Annotated in this window: 17 protein-coding genes and 1 pseudogene; 7 read left to right on the forward strand and 11 right to left on the reverse strand. The window is 49.0% G+C overall.

All coding sequences use genetic code 11. The annotated features are described in order from the left end of the window. Nucleotides 1-10 precede the first annotated feature (10 nt). From SK33_RS07085 to ptsP, 4 genes are read left to right on the forward strand one after another with little or no spacing between them, the layout of a single operon-like run. Nucleotides 11-1258, forward strand: a complete 1248-nt coding sequence (locus SK33_RS07085) for a PTS fructose transporter subunit IIC (RefSeq protein ID WP_003028252.1) — start codon at nt 11-13, stop codon at nt 1256-1258. A gap of 17 nt (nt 1259-1275) precedes the next feature. Next, nucleotides 1276-2361 carry an aminopeptidase gene (gene ypdF, locus SK33_RS07090; RefSeq protein ID WP_048218354.1) on the forward strand — a complete coding sequence of 362 codons (1086 nt, stop codon included), beginning with the start codon at nt 1276-1278 and terminating at the stop codon, nt 2359-2361. After that, nucleotides 2361-3401: an aminopeptidase gene (gene ypdE / locus SK33_RS07095; RefSeq protein WP_046670117.1), complete on the forward strand. Its 1041-nt coding sequence runs from the start codon at nt 2361-2363 to the stop codon at nt 3399-3401. Before ypdF ends, ypdE begins: the two co-directional genes overlap by 1 nt. A gap of 23 nt (nt 3402-3424) precedes the next feature. Continuing rightward, complete coding sequence (ptsP, locus tag SK33_RS07100; protein ID WP_048218353.1) at nt 3425-5920, forward strand: phosphoenolpyruvate--protein phosphotransferase; 2496 nt, start codon at nt 3425-3427, stop codon at nt 5918-5920. A 43-nt stretch (nt 5921-5963) separates the two neighbouring features. Here ptsP and SK33_RS07105 read toward each other — a convergent pair whose 3' ends face one another. Further along, nucleotides 5964-6143, reverse strand: coding sequence for a hypothetical protein (locus SK33_RS07105; RefSeq protein WP_071524306.1), 180 nt, complete (start codon nt 6141-6143; stop codon nt 5964-5966). Between the two features lie 154 nt (nt 6144-6297). Here SK33_RS07105 and SK33_RS07110 point away from each other — a divergent pair, with 154 nt between their 5' ends. Next, entirely contained in the window at nt 6298-6681 is a 384-nt protein-coding gene (locus tag SK33_RS07110; protein ID WP_003028244.1) for a cupin domain-containing protein, read from the forward strand. 37 nt (nt 6682-6718) lie between these two features. On the opposite strand, the gene SK33_RS07115 is transcribed toward SK33_RS07110, so the two are convergent. From SK33_RS07115 to SK33_RS07150, 9 genes and pseudogenes are all read right to left on the reverse strand, one after another. Continuing rightward, nucleotides 6719-7582: an AraC family transcriptional regulator gene (locus tag SK33_RS07115; protein ID WP_048218351.1), complete on the reverse strand. Its 864-nt coding sequence runs from the start codon at nt 7580-7582 to the stop codon at nt 6719-6721. A gap of 15 nt (nt 7583-7597) precedes the next feature. Beyond that, nucleotides 7598-7669, reverse strand: a pseudogene (locus tag SK33_RS26710) (hypothetical protein); the annotation flags it as partial. Between the two features lie 214 nt (nt 7670-7883). Then, nucleotides 7884-8690 carry a hypothetical protein gene (locus SK33_RS07120; RefSeq protein ID WP_016239971.1) on the reverse strand — a complete coding sequence of 269 codons (807 nt, stop codon included), beginning with the start codon at nt 8688-8690 and terminating at the stop codon, nt 7884-7886. A gap of 17 nt (nt 8691-8707) precedes the next feature. After that, nucleotides 8708-9148: a hypothetical protein gene (locus SK33_RS07125; RefSeq protein WP_016239970.1), complete on the reverse strand. Its 441-nt coding sequence runs from the start codon at nt 9146-9148 to the stop codon at nt 8708-8710. 152 nt (nt 9149-9300) lie between these two features. Beyond that, nucleotides 9301-10662 (reverse strand): FRG domain-containing protein, encoded by a 1362-nt coding sequence (locus SK33_RS07130; protein WP_000482601.1) that lies wholly within the window; start codon nt 10660-10662, stop codon nt 9301-9303. Nucleotides 10663-10675: 13 nt separating this feature from the next. Next, a complete protein-coding gene (locus SK33_RS07135) occupies nt 10676-11479 on the reverse strand; it encodes a hypothetical protein (RefSeq protein ID WP_000589340.1) in 804 nt (267 codons plus the stop codon). A 58-nt stretch (nt 11480-11537) separates the two neighbouring features. Continuing rightward, on the reverse strand, nt 11538-12884 hold the full coding sequence (locus SK33_RS07140) for an ISNCY-like element ISLad2 family transposase (RefSeq protein ID WP_076611902.1): 1347 nt from the start codon (nt 12882-12884) through the stop codon (nt 11538-11540). 89 nt (nt 12885-12973) lie between these two features. Then, complete coding sequence (gene ypdB, locus SK33_RS07145) at nt 12974-13657, reverse strand: two-component system response regulator YpdB (protein ID WP_048218349.1); 684 nt, start codon at nt 13655-13657, stop codon at nt 12974-12976. A gap of 14 nt (nt 13658-13671) precedes the next feature. Further along, nucleotides 13672-15369 (reverse strand): sensor histidine kinase, encoded by a 1698-nt coding sequence (locus SK33_RS07150; RefSeq protein ID WP_048218910.1) that lies wholly within the window; start codon nt 15367-15369, stop codon nt 13672-13674. A 387-nt stretch (nt 15370-15756) separates the two neighbouring features. On the opposite strand from SK33_RS07150, the gene alaC reads away from it, so the two are divergent. Next, nucleotides 15757-16995, forward strand: a complete 1239-nt coding sequence (gene alaC / locus SK33_RS07155; RefSeq protein WP_048218348.1) for an alanine transaminase — start codon at nt 15757-15759, stop codon at nt 16993-16995. 65 nt (nt 16996-17060) lie between these two features. On the opposite strand, the gene ypdK is transcribed toward alaC, so the two are convergent. Further along, nucleotides 17061-17132, reverse strand: coding sequence for a membrane protein YpdK (gene ypdK / locus SK33_RS07160; protein WP_010723117.1), 72 nt, complete (start codon nt 17130-17132; stop codon nt 17061-17063). 343 nt (nt 17133-17475) lie between these two features. Here ypdK and SK33_RS07165 point away from each other — a divergent pair, with 343 nt between their 5' ends. Further along, nucleotides 17476-18093, forward strand: a complete 618-nt coding sequence (locus SK33_RS07165; RefSeq protein WP_048218347.1) for a lysozyme inhibitor LprI family protein — start codon at nt 17476-17478, stop codon at nt 18091-18093. The last annotated feature ends 32 nt before the right edge of the window (nt 18094-18125 follow it).

The following is an 18125-nucleotide window of genomic DNA, read 5'->3' on the forward strand; positions in this document are numbered from 1 at the left end:
GGAATTACGTATGGCCATTAAAAAACGCAGTGCAACCGTTGTGCCTGGCGCATCTGGTGCGGCAGCGGCAATAAAAAATCCACCGGCCTCCCGCAATAGCTTCTGGGGCGAACTTCCGCAACATGTGATGTCGGGTATTTCACGCATGGTGCCGACGTTAATTATGGGCGGGGTGATTCTCGCCTTCTCGCAACTGATCGCCTATAGCTGGCTCGATATTCCTGCTGACACTGGCATCATGGATGCGCTGAACAGCGGAAAATTTACCGGTTTTAATCTCTCATTACTGAAGTTTGCCTGGCTGTCGCAATCTTTTGGCGGCGTGCTGTTTGGTTTTGCTATTCCGATGTTTGCTGCGTTTGTCGCCAACTCCATCGGCGGCAAGCTGGCGTTTCCGGCGGGGTTCATTGGCGGGCTGATGTCTACTCAGCCGACACAAATACTGAATTTTGACCCATCAACGCTGCAATGGGTAACCAGTGCTCCGGTTCCGTCAACCTTTATTGGTGCGCTGATTATCTCGATTGTCGCCGGGTATCTGGTGAAGTGGATGAACCAAAAAATCCAGCTGCCTGATTTCCTGCTGGCATTCAAAACCACCTTTTTACTGCCCATTCTCTCCGCCATTTTCGTCATGCTGGCGATGTATTACGTGATAACGCCGTTTGGCGGCTGGATTAACGGCGGGATCCGTACTTTGCTGACGGCGGCTGGCGAGAAAGGCACGCTGATGTACGCGATGGGGATTTCCGCGGCAACGGCGATTGATCTCGGCGGCCCGATTAATAAAGCCGCAGGTTTTGTCGCCTTCAGCTTTACTACCGATCACGTTCTGCCGGTCACCGCGCGCTCTATTGCGATTGTCATTCCGCCGATTGGCCTCGGACTGGCCACGCTTATTGACCGTCGCTTAACCGGCAAACGCCTGTTCAGCGCACAGCTTTACCCGCAGGGGAAAACGGCAATGTTCCTCGCATTTATGGGAATCAGCGAAGGGGCGATCCCGTTTGCACTGGAAAGCCCCATCACCGCAATTCCTTCTTATATGGTTGGCGCCATTGTTGGGTCGACGGCTGCCGTCTGGCTGGGGGCCGTGCAGTGGTTCCCGGAATCCGCTATCTGGGCGTGGCCGCTGGTGACTAACCTCGGCGTCTATATGGCGGGGATCCTGTTAGGTGCGGTGATTACGGCGCTGATGGTGGTGTTCCTTCGCCATCTGATGTATCGCAAAGGCAAGTTGCTGATTGAAAGCCTCTGATTAAAAGGATTGTAACTATGAGCTTACTTGCTTCACTTCGCGACTGGTTAACGGCGCAACAACTCGACGCGATGCTGTTGTCATCACGGCAGAACAAACAGCCGCATATGGGGATCTCCAGCAGTTCAGGGTTTGTGTTTATCAGCCATGAAAGTGCGCATATCCTGGTTGATGCCCGTTACTACACCGATATTGCCACGCGTACTCAGGGCTATCAGATCCATCGGCTCGATGGAGCGCAGACGCTGTTTTCGCAGGTGAATCACATTATTGCGCACGAAAAGCTGCAGACGGTGGGATTCGAAGGTGAGCAAGTAAGCTGGGAAACGGCGAACGCGTGGTCGGACAAACTGCGCGCCCGACTGGTGAGCGCCGTACCGGATGTGCTCCGGCAGGTGAAAACGGCGCAGGAAATAGCCTGCATCCGCGAAGCCTGCCGGATAGCTGACCTCAGCGCGGAACATATACGACGCTTTATTCAACCCGGTCTCAGTGAGCGCGAAATTGCCGCTGAACTGGAGTGGTTTATGCGCACGCTCGGCGCAGATAAAGCTTCTTTTGACACCATTGTCGCCAGCGGCTGGCGCGGCGCGCTGCCACACGGCAAAGCCAGCGACAAACGTGTTGAGGCGGGTGAGTTCATCACGCTGGATTTTGGCGCGCTGTATCAGGGTTATTGCTCGGATATGACGCGAACCTTTCGCATCCCCGATGCGAACCAGCCAGTGGAAGAAAGCGCGCTGTTTGCCGTGTACCAGATTGTCCTTGCGGCGCAGCGTGCCGCGGTGGCGGCAATTCGACCAGGTGTGCGATGCAATGAGGTAGACGCCGCAGCCAGGCGGGTCATTACCCAGGCGGGCTATGGTGATGCGTTTGGTCACAACACCGGACATGCTATCGGCATTGAAGTGCATGAAAACCCACGTTTTTCCTCCGACGACACAACACCTCTGGTCGCTGGCATGCTGCTCACCGTTGAGCCGGGTATTTATCTGCCGGGGCAGGGGGGTGTGCGTATTGAAGATGTTGTGCTGGTTACGCCTGACGGCGGCGAGGTGCTCTATACCATGGCGAAAACATTGCTACACACGGGAGAGGCGTAATGGATTTATCGTTACTAAAGGCGCTGAGCGAGGCGGACGCGATCGCCTCGTCAGAACAGGAAGTGCGGCAGATCCTGCTTGAGGAGGCGGATCGTCTTAATAAAGAGGTGCGCTTCGATGGTCTGGGATCGGTGCTGATCCGTCTCAATGAATCAACCGGTCCGAAGGTGATGATCTGCGCGCATATGGATGAAGTGGGATTTATCGTGCGTAGTATTTCCAGCGAAGGGGCGATCGATGTATTGCCGGTGGGAAATGTGCGTATGGCGGCCAGACAACTGCAGCCGGTGCGGATCACCACCCGTGAAGAGAGCAAAATTCCCGGTCTGCTCGACGGAGAGCGCTGCGGTAATGAGGTCAATACGCTGCGGGTAGATATTGGCGCGCGATCTTATGATGAGGTACTCCAGGCCGGCGTACGCCCCGGCGATCGCGTCACATTCGACACAACCTTTCAGGTCTTGCCGCACCAGCGAATCATGGGCAAAGCCTTTGATGACCGTCTTGGATGTTATTTGCTGGTGGCGCTACTGCGTGAATGGCATAACGCCATACTTCCTTGCGAGGTCTGGCTGGTGGCCAGTTCCAGTGAAGAAGTGGGACTGCGCGGAGGACAAACGGCTGCACGCGTTGTCGCACCGGATGTGGCATTTGTGCTGGATACCGCCTGCTGGGCCAAAAACTTTGATTACAGTGTGGCCAATCACCGACAGCTCGGTAAAGGCCCGATGCTGGTGTTAAGCGATAAATCGCTGATTGCACCGCCAAAGCTGACGGCGTGGGTTGAAAGCGTGGCCGCTGACGCGGGTATTTCCCTGCAGCTCGATATGTTCAGTAACGGCGGCACCGACGGCGGGGCGGTGCACGTAAGCGGCACAGGGATCCCAACGGTTGTCATGGGACCCGCCACACGGTATGGACATTGCGCGGCGTCGATTGCCGACTGCCGGGACATCATCCAGACGCAGCAGCTGTTGTCGGCTCTTATTTCACATCTTACGTGCGAAACCGTGGCTCATCTGACGGATTTCAGGTGCTGATTTCACGCTAATCAGGAGTTGTTATGCTAACGATTCAATTTCTTTGCCCGTTACCCAATGGTCTGCATGCACGTCCGGCGTGGGAGCTGAAAGAACAGTGCTGCCAGTGGCAAAGTGAGGTGATATTTATTAATCATCGCCAGAATGCGCGGGCGGATGCAAAAAGCTCGCTGGCGCTGATAGGTACCGGAACGCTGTTTAACGACAGTTGCAGCCTGTCCATTACTGGTCGCGATGAAGAACAGGCCCGGCGAGCGCTGGAGGAGTACCTGCAGCACCGGTTTATTGACAGCGATAGCGTTCAGCCGACCCCGGCGGAACTGGCGGCGCACCCGTTGCCGCGTTCGCTGATTCGCCTCAACCCGGACCTGCTGTACGGCAGCGTGCTGGCAGGGGGCGTAGGAGCAGGTACGCTCACGCTTTGGCAGAGTGATAACCTGGAAAGTTATCGTGCGATTGCGGCGAGTGCGGAAGACAATACCCGGCTGGAGCATAGTCTGGCGACGCTTGCCGAACAGCTCAATCAGCAGCTGCGCGAGCGCGACGGCGAGAGTAAAACCATCCTTAGCGCGCATCTGTCTCTGATTCAGGATGACGAGTTTGCCGGGAATATTCGCCGCTTAATGCTGGAGCAACATCTGGGGCTAGGGGCGGCAATCATTGCCTATATGGAGCTGGTGTGCGACAAGCTGTCGGCCTCCGGTAGTGATTACCTGCGCGAACGCGTCAGTGATATCCGTGATATCAGCGAACAGTTGCTGCACATCACCTGGCCTGAAAGACGACCGCGTAATGCGCTGGTGCTGAATAAACCGACGATTCTGGTTGCTGAGGATTTGACGCCCAGCCAGTTTTTAAGCCTCGATTTGCAGCATCTGTCTGGCATGATCCTGGAGAAAACGGGGCGCACTTCACATACCTTGATCCTTGCCCGTGCGTCAGCTATTCCGGTACTTAGCGGCTTGCCGCTGGCGGCCATTAACCGGTATTCCGGGCAGCATGCGGTACTGGATGCCCGATGTGGGGTATTAGCCATCAATCCAGACGATGCCGTTCGCGGCTATTACGCGATTGCGCAAAAGCTGGCCGATGAATGCCAGCGGCGGCAGGCGCTTGATGCCGCCCAGCCTGCGTTGACCAAAGATCATCAGCGTATTGACGTTGCAGCGAATATCGGTACCGCGCTGGAAGCGCCGGGAGCGTTTGCCAATGGTGCGGAAGGGATTGGGCTGTTTCGTACTGAAATGCTGTTTATGGACCGCGACAGCGCACCTGATGAGCAAGAACAGTTTGAAGCCTACCAGCAGGTCTTACTGGCCGCGGGCGACAAGCCGGTTATCTTTCGCACCATGGATATCGGCGGCGATAAGAACATCCGCTATCTTAATATTCCGCAGGAAGAGAATCCGTTCCTGGGCTATCGCGCGGTGCGGATTTATCCGGAGTTTGCCGGGCTTTTTCGCACTCAATTGCGCGCGATTTTACGGGCGGCGACCTTCGGCAATGCGCAACTGATGATCCCGATGGTGCACAGCCTCGACCAGATTTTATGGGTAAAAAGCGAACTGCAAAAAGCGTTGGTGGCACTGAAAGCGGATGGCTTACGTCATGCTCCGACAATCTCATTGGGGATTATGGTTGAAGTCCCTTCGGTGTGTTACATCATCGACCATTTCTGTGATGAGGTGGATTTCTTCAGTATTGGCTCAAATGACATGACCCAGTATTTGTACGCCGTTGATCGCAATAACCCGCGCGTTTCGCCGCTGTACAACCCGATTACGCCGTCGTTCCTGCGTATGTTACAGCAGATTGTTCGCGTGGCGCACGAACGCGGTAAATGGGTGGGTATTTGCGGCGAACTGGGCGGTGAAGGACGTTATTTACCGCTGCTTCTGGGCCTCGGGCTGGATGAGCTGAGCATGAGCAGCCCACGTATTCCGGCGGTAAAAAGCCAGCTTCGTCAACTGGACGGCCGGGCATGTCGTGAGCTCGCCATGCAGGCCTGCGAATGCCGTAGCGCTCAGGAGATAGAAGATCTGCTAAACCAGTTTGCACCGCAGAAAGATGTGCGTCCGCTGCTGGCGCTGGAGAACATCTTTGTCGGCGAATCTCTGAGAAACAAAGAGCAGGTGATCCAGTTCCTGTGCGGCAATCTTGGCGTTAATGGACGGACTGAACATCCGTTTGAACTGGAAGAAGATGTCTGGCAGCGTGAAGAGATCGTCACCACCGCCGTCGGCTTCGGCGTGGCTATTCCGCACACGAAATCCCAGTGGATCCGCCATTCCAGCATCAGCATTGCCCGGCTTCTGCAGCCCGTTGACTGGCAGTCTGAGATGGGTGATGTGGAACTGGTGATCATGCTGACGCTGGGTGCCGATGAAGGCATAAACCACGTGAAGGTCTTTTCGCAGCTGGCGCGCAAGCTGGTGAACAAGCAGTTCCGCCAGTCGTTGTTTGCCGCTGAAAATGCTGAGAGCATTCTTGCGCTGCTGGAGGCAGAACTGACGTTTTAAGTTTGACAGCAAGAGTGGATAAGAGGGTCAGAAAGGGAAATTATCAATCAGAGAACGGTAGTTTCCCGGCCCTCAACAACGTCATCTCTTGTTTGCAGAGCAGCACTACCGCCTGGCGACCTTTAACACGGCGGGAGGTCAGGGCTCTTTTCACGGTCCGACGATCCGCACCTGATTCCAGCATCTGAAAACACATCAGGGAGAGTGCACGTCTGTTCTTCATCGTATATTCACTTTATTGAGTAAGCCTGCAGGGTTTAGCTAAAGGCCGTTATTTTACAACGATCCTGGCTGAGATTACGAATCGTACAATAAATGACCGCTGCTGATATAATTTAAGAGCGGCCATGCGCGTAATCAACCTAAGGAGGTGCGCAATGGACAAAGCAGAAGTGAAGTCATTTGGTCTTCCAGACGAAGTTCGTGAGTTCCCTCACGGGCGACTGGAGCTTCTCGATGTGGGAGGTGCAATTGTCGGCCGTGCGGTCCTGGAACCAGGCTGGCGGTGGTCTACGTCAGTTCAACCTATCGCTGGAACGAAGAGTTGCGAAGCCCCTCATTTTCAGTACCACGTTTCCGGTGTGCTGCGGGTAAAAATGGATGATGGCAGCGAATTTGATTGTAAGCCCGGTGAGCTGTCGCGCATTCCTCCAGGCCATGATGCCTGGGTGGTTGGCGATGAATCCGTGGTGATTGTTGATTTCCAGGGAATGGTCAATTGGGCTAAACACACAGACATCGGCTGTAACGACTCACCATAAAGCAAAGATGCGGCGGCCTTGGCAGGTGTTGACATAATCAACGCGCTGACTGAAAACGCGCGCCGTACTCTCCCGGCGTCAGGCCAAACTGACGCCGGAACAGGCGGCAGAAATAATCACTGTCATGGTATCCACACCGCTGTGCGACTTCGCTAATCGACAGATGGTATTTCTGCAAGATAATGCGCGCCTTCGCCATTCTTACCCACCGCAGATACTCGACGAACCCCATAGTGCCGTGCTGGGCAAACACTTTTGACAGGTGATTGGGTGTGATATTAAAAAACTGCGCCACGCTTTCGCGAGTCAGCGGCTGGGCATAGTTATCTTGTATCCAATTACACATACTATGATAGAGAAATTCAGCGCGTGGGCGCTCTGTGTCTGGGCGGGTATTCACCACGCTACGACACAGATGCAGCAGACTAAGCACCAACGGCTGAATGATATCCTGGGCCTGAGGAGAGCGGCTTAAATGCGTTAATGCGGTGAGCATTGCCTCGCCTTCGCCGCGCTGTGGATGGGGTAACTCAATACGGCGTACCGGACGAAGCAGCGATGCGGCTCGATTATCGTAAAAAGAGAGTCCCAGCCATGCCGGAGAAAAAACCAGGCTCAGCAGCATCACGGGTTTGTCGCCGCCGGGCAGATTGGCCGCTTTCGCCGGGATAAACAGCATGTCGCCTTCTGCCAGGCTATGCTGCTGTTTTTGCAGTTGGTTGCTGTATTCCCCACGTAGCACGATATCAAGGCGCGGAAGATCAATACATAAACTGCCGGTCGGTAACGTGGTGGGCTGGGTTGCGAACCACACGTGCCCCAGACGCTGTGGGTTTAACACCAGGCCACTGAACAGATCGGCGAAAAACTGTTGGTCTGCGGGAAGGCCTGGCTCTTTCATCGCTCTTTCTCTGCGCTATAAGTGCATTAACTGTCTGAACTCTTTCACTTTACTCCGACTAACCGGGATTTCAAATTCCAGATCTTTTGTCAAAGCAAGTTTAAAATGTCACCTCTTTGTGCAAGATAGAAAGGGCACTTTCAGCCTATGTAATCATATTAATGTGACTGCTGCGTTATCCCACTCAACCAATTAATAAAGCAAAAGTTAAATATGAAAGACTGGAATAAAAATATAACGAAAACATCTTAATATGGAAATATCTGTGTCAACGGGATCTTTAGTTATTGAATATCTGGTTCTAAATAGGTTCTACATTCAACGGGAAGGGAAACCAAATATCTATATGTTTTTTATAAATACCATTACGTGGCAAACAACAATCTGCATATTTTTTTAAAGAATCTCCACATGGACAAATATTTTCTGGCGATAATACTCCATCATGTTCTTTCGCCTTAAATCTCCAGGTCGTAATATTGAAAATTTGATGTGGGGATTGTATGTATTTGACAACACTAATTAAAGTTGAATAGTTATAATGATCACCATCATTGGAGAAAAAAACACTACATTTGTTAACGGGATTACTAACTATGTCATAAGTAATTAATTCAAAATCGATCACTTCATCAAAGCAAAGAACTCCATTATAAAGTTTATTTTTAACATGACCACAATCATTAATAAAACTACGGGTTGTATTACATACTGAACATTTCACTTCTTTTATTATTTCACGAGAACTACCGAAGATTTTATATGGGAATAACGCCTGCCAATTACATACCATTCTCGCTAAGAAGTTAACACCATAGAAATTAACCTCAGGCAGAAACTCATTATTTTCTTTAATATGTATTAAATCTATTTCTATCCTTTCAAGTTCTACCCATGCTTCATAAAAATCACCTCTTGTAAGTAAATTAATGACTTGAATATATTTTAAATGGGCTAGTAAAATTGTTTTGTATAAAAACAATCTGTTTGATTCATTATTCAAGCTCAAGGATTGAGCTTTTTTTAACTCAGCATTAAGATAATCAAGAATAGCACTATCTTCTTGAGTAATACACATCCAACGCTTTAACTTTTCGTGAATATTCATAATATCTATATAGATTTTTATTTGATTTTGTTAATTACTTTTAAAACATCGTCTACTTTTCCAGAAACAGTGTATTTCACATGTTTTCCTGATTTATTTTTTTTAATTATAGAGACTTTAACGTCTATATCTCTAGTTCCAAAGTTATCAATTTTTTTCTGAATATAATTTGAAACAAGATTTACTAAAAAAGGTATCATTACTGATGTGGCAAAGAAAGTGCCTAACGCTAACGTTATACTGTTTAATTGCAGGTACGAAACACCATTAGAATCTCCGTACACTTTAACATTAGAATGTGATTGCTTGGTGAACTGGAAAAAATCCAGTGCATTACCTCCAGTAATTTTTGAACTATCAAAAACGATCGCAATCTCATCATCTTGAGGTTCATATGAAGAAATGATTTTTACCTCTTCATCTTCATCACTCATTTCACTCAAAGTAATGGGGTTCATTCTCAACTCCTTGTTTTATATTTTTACATTCAAATTTTACTATACGACTGGTTAATTGCTCCTGTCCAACACACACCAGAGTTCATATGCTTAGCATACAAGGGACCAATGCCAGTAGCGACAGGCTAGTGTGTCAAAAAACCACATGAAGATCAATCTCCTGCGGAAAATTTGGCCGCAATTAGTTTCATTGTCCTTTCCATGCCTTGATAAACTGTCGCATCTGTAATGTTTAACCTTGCGAGTTCCTTAAGTATTCTAGCTTTGTTTCTGATCACTATTTTTTCTACTTTAAACTCTTGCATAGCATCATCAGGGTTTGAAACTAAATCGGGATAAACAGCATTATTCCCAAATAATAAGAATGCACCTGACTGTGATGACATCCTTTCATTATTATTTCTTCCTTTAACGAAAATTAACCTTTCCAAATCTGATGGTATAATTACATCTTTAAAATAAGGTTTTTCATCTTTAATGTAATGTATGAGTTTTTGACAAGCTTCAGTTTTATTGAAAGCCTCCTTGTCCATTTTACAATCCAGCTGATCTTTCAGTGTTTGACTTAGCATTGATATATTTGATATGCAACTTACTGTATCAGAGTCAAAGAATTTTATACGATCCCTTTTTGTTTTGAAAATAATAACATGTCCATCAACCTCATTTGTATTTTCATTATTACTAATGTCGCAACAAGCGAAATACAGAGCGATTAGTGGATTTGATGTTATATCCAACAAACGAGTTGGTAGTCCGTAGTGTTGCATCCTTACTAACTTGTCTAGCATTGTTTTATCATCAACAAACTCAGTTGGCCTTGCTGTTAGGGCTTCACGGACTAAATTTGATTCACTGTGCAAATGCTTGAAGTTACCTTTTTTGTTTTTCCTGAAAACTGATGGAGCCAACTCGTAAGATACATCAGAATGTCCACGATAAAATATTTCTGCATCTTCTTCATGATCTTGTTCTAAAACACGCGCCATGAAACTTTGAACATTATCTATTATTGGGTAGTTATCAACTTCATCAGGAAGTGCTTCAGTAGGAGGAAGTGGTGTACTTCTTGTCGTTATATTTAGAAGTGCTAATGTTTGATTTAAATCACGTGCTTTTATTCCCCAGTGAGTCCGTTTCAGCCCATATGCACCTAATTCTAAAGCTGTTTGATATAACTCTTTGTTTATCACTACGACATCATCTTGTGAGTGAGTGATTCTGAAATCAAACTCAACATTTTTGTTAACTGTTCGTAGATTTGAAATTACACCAAGTCGCAAAGTAATGTATTCAACATTGTCTCGGGAATAAAGTTCTGACATAAAAAGCGTAGGTAATTTCTCAATATAAGATAATGCTTTATCATTCAAAGGCGTTAACTTCAACCGGATGTCATCAGAGGTGCCTTCTAACATACGTGATATAGGAAAATCACAACTCCCACTAACCCGTTCATACATGGGCCAATGTTCAAAATAGTCAGGTTCTCCGCCCATAATTAGATTAAACATTAAAACTAAATCCTTATATTTTACTTAATGAATTATTTACAATCCAATCAATTGCGCCAGAGGTGCGAATCCAAGGCTTTATATTATGATTCACATAATAAATGGCTTCATCCATTCCACCTAACGTGATATATCCACTGTTAGACTTGATCTGTAATCTGCACTTCGATAACAAGCCGGGGATGTGTCTATTAGAATCAATCGCAGCTTTAGCGATATCATCGGCATCCGGGGATGACTGTCGGTAGGCGAGTAGGGCGCGTGTATACTGAAAAAACGAACGCATATCCCCAGGATAATCGTCCAGTAGCAAGGCCAGATCATCCACCATTTCAAGCTCAAGGTAATAGTTCGCTAATAAATGACGAATCCCCTGGTTATCGTTCGGGTTGAGCTTCAGCATTTCGCGGCTATGAGCCATAGCCGGATAAAAATTACCAGACTCCCATAAGGCCTCAGCCAAAGCTGCTTTTGCTCTCATATATGGACGTGTTTCGACAAATCCCCAGAAACGTCCTGCGAACTCCTGAAAATCCTCGCCAAGTGCAATGCTGGCTGCGTACAAAGCAGTCTCCAGCTTCCCGATTTTTGACTCAGGAGGTTCTTGAGATATCTCGCAGTAGAATGAGTATGCGTCAGCACAGAGCGGGGATTTCTTGATAGCTTTTCTGATGAGTTTCAGCACAACTTCCAGGTCATCATTTTCCCAGGCATCGAACATGAACTCCTGAGCCGCAACCAGATCTAGATGTAATTGCTCAGAGCTGACAGCAGTTTTATACAAATCAACGCGCTTTGTAGTCGGGAATTTAATCATCTCAAGTATCCTTTTGGGGACTCACTGTTCCGGTACTTTGCAGCACTGATGGTCGATTCTATCGCTTTGAACTTGCCACAAACAAGCTCGGGTCTGCCAGAACGGGATTGATAGCCCGGAGCTGTTCCTGGATGCGCACCTGAGCCTTACGGCTGGGCGATTTTTTGCTTCGTTCCCGTTTGCCTTCGCTTTCCCGCTCATCCTGTTTTACCTGAGCCAGTCGGAGTACAGTCCCGAGACGTTTGTTATCAACAATCTGCCCCTGGTCGACACAGGCCAGCTTATCAAATGCCTGGCACTTAAGGCTCCGGTGCCCATAGAGGAAGGCGAGGGTGCCATCGGGATAATCCAGTACTTTAATTTTTTCACCGGCAAGACGGCTATTTTCTTCTGTGGTGTCCATGAGATAAAGGATCTTATCGTACTGGAAGGTCAGTGATTTCGACACGGTACGAACATCATGCCAGGCAAAGATGTCTCTTAATTCATCGGGGCTTTCCTGCACCGGACGATGCAAATCTTTGGGGAACTTAGCCGGTCGTGAAAACCGGCTGTTAAAGTCAGCGATGAAAGTGGCAAGCCAGGCATTTGCGGCCTCAATGCCGGTTATACCTTCCAGACGCATTTCTTTGATCAGCCGATCCTGAAGTGTCTGATTCGCACGTTCCACGCGGCCTTTAGCTTCAGAGCTGTTGGCACAAATAAGCTCGATTGCCAGGTCATAAAGCACACGTCCGAACTGGGTAACGGTGGTATTGCGTTTCTCCGGACCACTGACGCGAAATATTGCGTGTTTGTCACTGTACAGCGATACCGGCTTCCCATGCTGCTCGATGTATTCCCGGGTTGCCAGCATGTAGTCAAAGGCTGTTTCTGACTCGCTGAACCGCAAATGCATCAGACGCCCGGTGGCATCATCGATAAAGACCAGCAGGCAGCATTTTGGCGCACGGCCTTCAAACCAGTCATGGTGGGAGCCGTCGATCTGGATAAGTTCACCCAGACAATCACGCCGATGTCGGGGTTGATAAACCCGTGACTTACGGCGAGCATGCGGGACCCAGAGTCCGTCAGACGTCATCCAGTTGCGGACGGTCTCGATTGAAAGCCGGATATTATGGCGCTCTCTGAGTTTTTCTGCGGCCAGTGTGGGCCCAAAGTCACTGTAGTTTTCACGTATCAGCGTGAGTACTCGTAGTTTGAGAGATTCGGTCAACCGGCGGTTGCTGGGCTGGCCGCGTTTGCGGCTGACAAGTCCTTCAGCACCAGAAACTCGGTAACGATTGATAAGTCGTTGCGCCTGACGTTCTGAAATGCCAAGCTGTGATGCTGCATCACGACGGCGTAGACGCTTTTCACAAACTGCCTGTATCACCGGTAGGCGGTGGATCTCTTTATCTGACATGGTCACCAACATGCGTTGAGTCCCTTAGAATTGCATTCAGTTTAGCTTACTCTAAGGTGACGTTTCTATCTGGATAAAAAGTGACATTACTAAATGGTTCTAACATCTTTTAAGCGCAAAATATAGGTATTGTTAAACCAGGGTTCGATCTCGCGGATTTTATTCAGATTCACGCAGAACGAGCGGTGGCAGCGGAAGAAATGCGAAGCCGGCAGTTTGCTGCAAAATTCGGTGATGTTCATCGGCATCACGTACGATTCGCGCCGGGTGTAGACAAACGTCATCTTTTCATGGGCTTCTGCGTAGTAGATGTCGTTGATCGGGGTCACGATGATCCGCTCATCTTTGATCAGGTTGATCGTGTCGTTTTCACGGGCCATCGGACTGGCGGGCGAAGCTCCCGTTTGCTGCTGTTGCCAGGCGGCTTCCAGCTTTTGCAACATGCTGACAATGCGTGATTCCTGGTACGGCTTCAGAATGTAGTCAAAAGCTTCCAGTTCGAAGGCTTCAACGGCGTGTTCTTTCCACGCGGTAATAAACACAATAAAGGGTTTATGCGCGAACTGGCTGATATTTTGTGCCAGCAATACGCCGTCCAGCGAGGGAATATTAATATCCAGAAAAATGGCGTCAACGCGGTTGTGCTGGAGATATTTCAGCACGTCCAGACCATCGTCAAACGTGCCGACAATCTCCATCTGGCTGTGCTCTTTTATCAGCCAGCTCAGTTCCTGTTGGGCCAGGAATTCATCTTCAACAATGATGACTTTCACGACTTCACTCCTGGTTAAAGCAACAATGTGGCCGGTGCGGCTGCGGGCGAATGCTGATTCGGTACATAAAAGGCAATCTCAGTGCCTGGCTCCAGACGGCGGATATGTAATCCCTCACCGTAGAGCAGCTTAACGCGATGGTGCACATTCAACAGACCAATTTTATTGCCCGGCATTTCATTGGATTCGACCCGTTCAATCACTTTTGGATCGATACCGTGGCCCGTATCCCGCACGGCTATCCGTACCCGGTTACCACACTCCGCCACGCTGATGGTGACCACACCTTTCCCTTTGCAGGGCTGAATCCCATGGACGATAGCGTTTTCTACCAGCGGCTGAATCAGCAGGCTGGGAATATAACAGCTTACCTCTTCATCGATATCATAAATAACCGTTAGTTTGTCGCCAAAACGCGCTTGTTCGATGGCGATGTAATCCTTGATTTGATACAGCTCTTTTTTGATATCGATCTGCTCATCGTCTTTTAATTCGATATTGTAGCGAAGATAACGCGACAAATTAAAAATGAGCTGGCGTGCGGTGTCTGGGTTAAGTCGTACCGAGGATGAAATCGCGTTCAGGGCGTTAAACAGGAAATGAGGATTTATTTTACTTTGTAGTGCGCGTAGCTCTGCCTTATTTGCCATTTCGCGTAGCTGTTCCGCCCGGGAAACTTCAAGCTGAGTCGAGATAATTTGCGACAGGCCAATAGCCATTTCCTGCAGCGAGGAGGTTATCTGGTGGGCGTGACAGTAGTAGATTTTTAGCGTACCGGTGACAACACCTTTCTCCCACAGCGGGATCACCAGCATGGAGTGTATTTCCGGTGTGCGATGCGCTTCATCATTGTTTTTAATGATGATTTTTCCGTAATTGATCGCCTGCTGCGTGGTAGGACTGACGAAATCATCGTTATCACGGTAGTTAAGTTCCCCCACGCCAACGTAGGCCAGAACGTGTTGGGTATTGGTAATCGCGACGGCGTCCGCATGGATGTCATGGCGAATAATTTCGCATACCTGGCGGAGCGACTCGCTGTTAACCTGCCGAAAAAGCGGCAAGGTTTTGTTGGCAATATCCAGCGCCAGCTTGGCCTGCTTCGCGGCGCTGGCCTCTTTCTCGCCTTCCACGCTTTGCACCAGCATGACGATAAAGCCGATGCAGACGCTGCCCAGGATCATTGGGATACCGATTTTTGAGACAATATCCAGTCCCAATGTGATAGAGGGGGCCCAGACGACGACGAGGATCATCGTCAGGGATTCGCACAGCATTCCGCCTAAAATGCCCGCTCGCCAGTGCTGCGCTTTAGGGATCTTACGGTTGATCCACCCGGCAATACAGCCTGCCAGAATACTGGTGATAAAACAGGGCAGGGCGGTGACGCCGCCGATGTCGATCAGATAGCGGTGGGTACCCGCGATGAGGCCCGTAATGATACCGACCCACGGGCCAAACAGAATCCCCCCTGACATGACCGCGATAATACGCACGTTAACCAGTGAGCCTTCAACCGGTACGCCGGACCAGGTACTGAACAGGGCAAACATTGAGAAAATCGCGGTAACGGCGAGCAGCTCTTTTGGGGAGTGGGCTGATTTGTGCAACAGTTCGCGGAACAGGCGGATACGAATCAGGAAAAACAGACAGAACAGCATCAGTGCTGCCCGGTCAAATACCGCCAGCAGCATATTGAATATTTCGTGCACGGGTGACTCTTGCGCAAGGGTTAAACCTCTATGATAGGTAACCTGGGCCAGGATGACCAGCACCCACGCAGCCTGTGCCTAATGAGGAAAAACCATAATATTAAAAGGGGATTGTTGCATGATTGTTGTATTTACAATACCTGTCCTGTCAGCGCTGCATTCAAGGTAATGTATTTAACAACAAAATGTTAAATGATGGTAATTTTAAGCGGGTTGTGAAAATGAATATTTCCTCATTTTACTGTGTTGTTCCTCTTTTTTGTCAGGAAAAAATATTTTGTTTTGCCTCTCGACAGAAGGAAATTATTCAGGCTATTTTCTAAACGTGCCACCATCGTGGCAGCGTCGCTCGGACGGTCCGGGCGCTAACGTTAATCTGAGGATATTATGGCTGACTCCCGCCCTGAACGTCGCTTTACGCGTATTGATCGCCTTCCCCCGTACGTTTTTAACATCACGGCTGAACTGAAGATGGCTGCGCGTCGGCGCGGCGAAGATATTATCGACTTCAGCATGGGGAACCCGGATGGGGCCACGCCTCCTCACATTGTTGAAAAACTGTGTACCGTGGCGCAGCGCCCGGATACGCACGGTTATTCCACCTCTCGCGGTATTCCGCGTCTGCGTCGGGCGATTTCCCGCTGGTACCAGGAACGCTATGACGTTGAGATCGATCCTGAATCCGAAGCCATTGTGACCATCGGTTCCAAAGAGGGACTTGCGCACCTGATGCTGGCAACGCTCGATCACGGTGATACGGTCCTCGTACCCAACCCAAGTTATCCCATCCATATTTATGGCGCGGTGATTGCCGGCGCGCAGGTACGATCTGTGCCGCTGGTCGAAGGCGTCGATTTCTTTAATGAGCTGGAGCGCGCGATTCGCGAAAGCTATCCGAAACCGAAGATGATGATCTTAGGTTTCCCGTCGAACCCGACGTCACAATGCGTTGAGCTGGAGTTCTTCGAAAAAGTTGTGGCTCTGGCTAAACGCTATGACGTGCTGGTGGTTCACGACCTGGCCTACGCTGATATTGTTTATGACGGCTGGAAAGCGCCATCGATAATGCAGGTACCGGGCGCTCGCGATGTCGCAGTTGAATTTTTCACTCTGTCGAAAAGCTACAACATGGCGGGCTGGCGTATCGGTTTTATGGTGGGCAATAAAACGCTGGTGAACGCGCTGGCGCGAATTAAGAGCTATCACGATTACGGGACCTTTACACCGTTACAGGTTGCGGCTATCGCCGCGCTGGAAGGCGATCAGCAGTGCGTGCGAGATATTGCAGAGCAATATAAACGTCGTCGTGATGTGCTGGTCAAAGGGCTGCATGAAGCTGGCTGGATGGTCGAGATGCCCAAGGCCTCGATGTACGTTTGGGCGAAAATTCCAGAGCAATACGCCGGGATGGGGTCACTTGAGTTTGCCAAGAAACTGCTGAATGAAGCGAAGGTATGCGTTTCACCGGGGATTGGGTTTGGTGATTATGGTGATACGCATGTGCGTTTTGCGTTAATTGAAAACCGTGACCGTACCCGTCAGGCTATTCGCGGTATCAAAGCAATGTTCCGTGCAGATGGCCTGTTACCGACCAGTGCAAAATCGACTTCTGAAAGTACCGACTGACCGAATGTTCCCCCAAAATGCAAACAGGAGCCTGATGGCTCCTGTTTTTTGCTGCGTCTTTTAATTTAGATCATCAGGGCGAAAGTACCGGCCCAAACGATGACCATAAAAGAAATGCCCATAAAGAAATATTTCACTTTTCATCTCTCCGCATACCTTGGGTATGTCTAAATGAACATATGCTTACCTGACAGAGAGCTGATGCACGCATAAACGAAATGGAGAATTCCCCTCGTTTACTTGGCTGCATCACCTCAGAATTCTGAGCTTTAATGCTCCAGACGGCGCTAATGTACGCCTAAAAATGAGGTGAGACAAGAGGCATTTTTTTATTTAATTTTAATAACTTACAAGTGTCGTGATTCGGCGACAGTTTAATTTCTTTCGGTAATAAATTGCTATTGAGCGACGGAATGCTTACTCGGATAGTTCTCATATCGCCATGATGTTAATGCGGTTAATTTTTCGCGAAATTTAATAATGAAAAGGTTAAAAATGACCAGGTTAATGATGTTAGCACTCGCTCTTACGCCGTTGACGTCGATGGCGGCCTCGCCGCTGGCGTTCAATTTCAGCTGCGCAAGTATTGGTGGTGTGAATAGTGATGGTAAAGGCAATGTCTGGATTGATGGCGGGAAGGCGACGGTGAAGGCTTTCAATGAAAACTATTGGGAGGCGACAAGTGGTAAAAATACCGTTTCTATCTCCCGCAAAGATGACGGAAATCCGGACGTATCCTGGACTGGACCTAATCGTAAGCACGGGGTTTGCCTGCCGGAGGATAATATTGATTATTCTCCAGCGAAAAAATCGACCAACGCAGGTCCGTCTTACTCCTGCTCTGCTGTTCAAAAGGGAAGTGCGGAAGATATTATTTGCCAGAGCCCATCGCTCTCTGCAATGGATCTGAAATTGAACGAAATTTTTAAACAGGCACTGACTAAATCGAAGAATGATCCGATGTTAAAAGCAGAGCAGCGCGGTTGGATCAAAGGACGCAACGAGTGCTGGAAGGAGAAGGATGATGAGCCAGCCTGCATTGCCCGAAGCTATAGCGAACGAATGACTGAACTCCACAATAAATGGGGCGTGAAGTAATTCAGCCGTAGAAAAAAAGAAAGGCCGCAAGG

The sequence above is a fragment of the Citrobacter sp. MGH103 genome, assembly GCF_001034475.2.
GTDB lineage: Bacteria > Pseudomonadota > Gammaproteobacteria > Enterobacterales > Enterobacteriaceae > Citrobacter > Citrobacter freundii.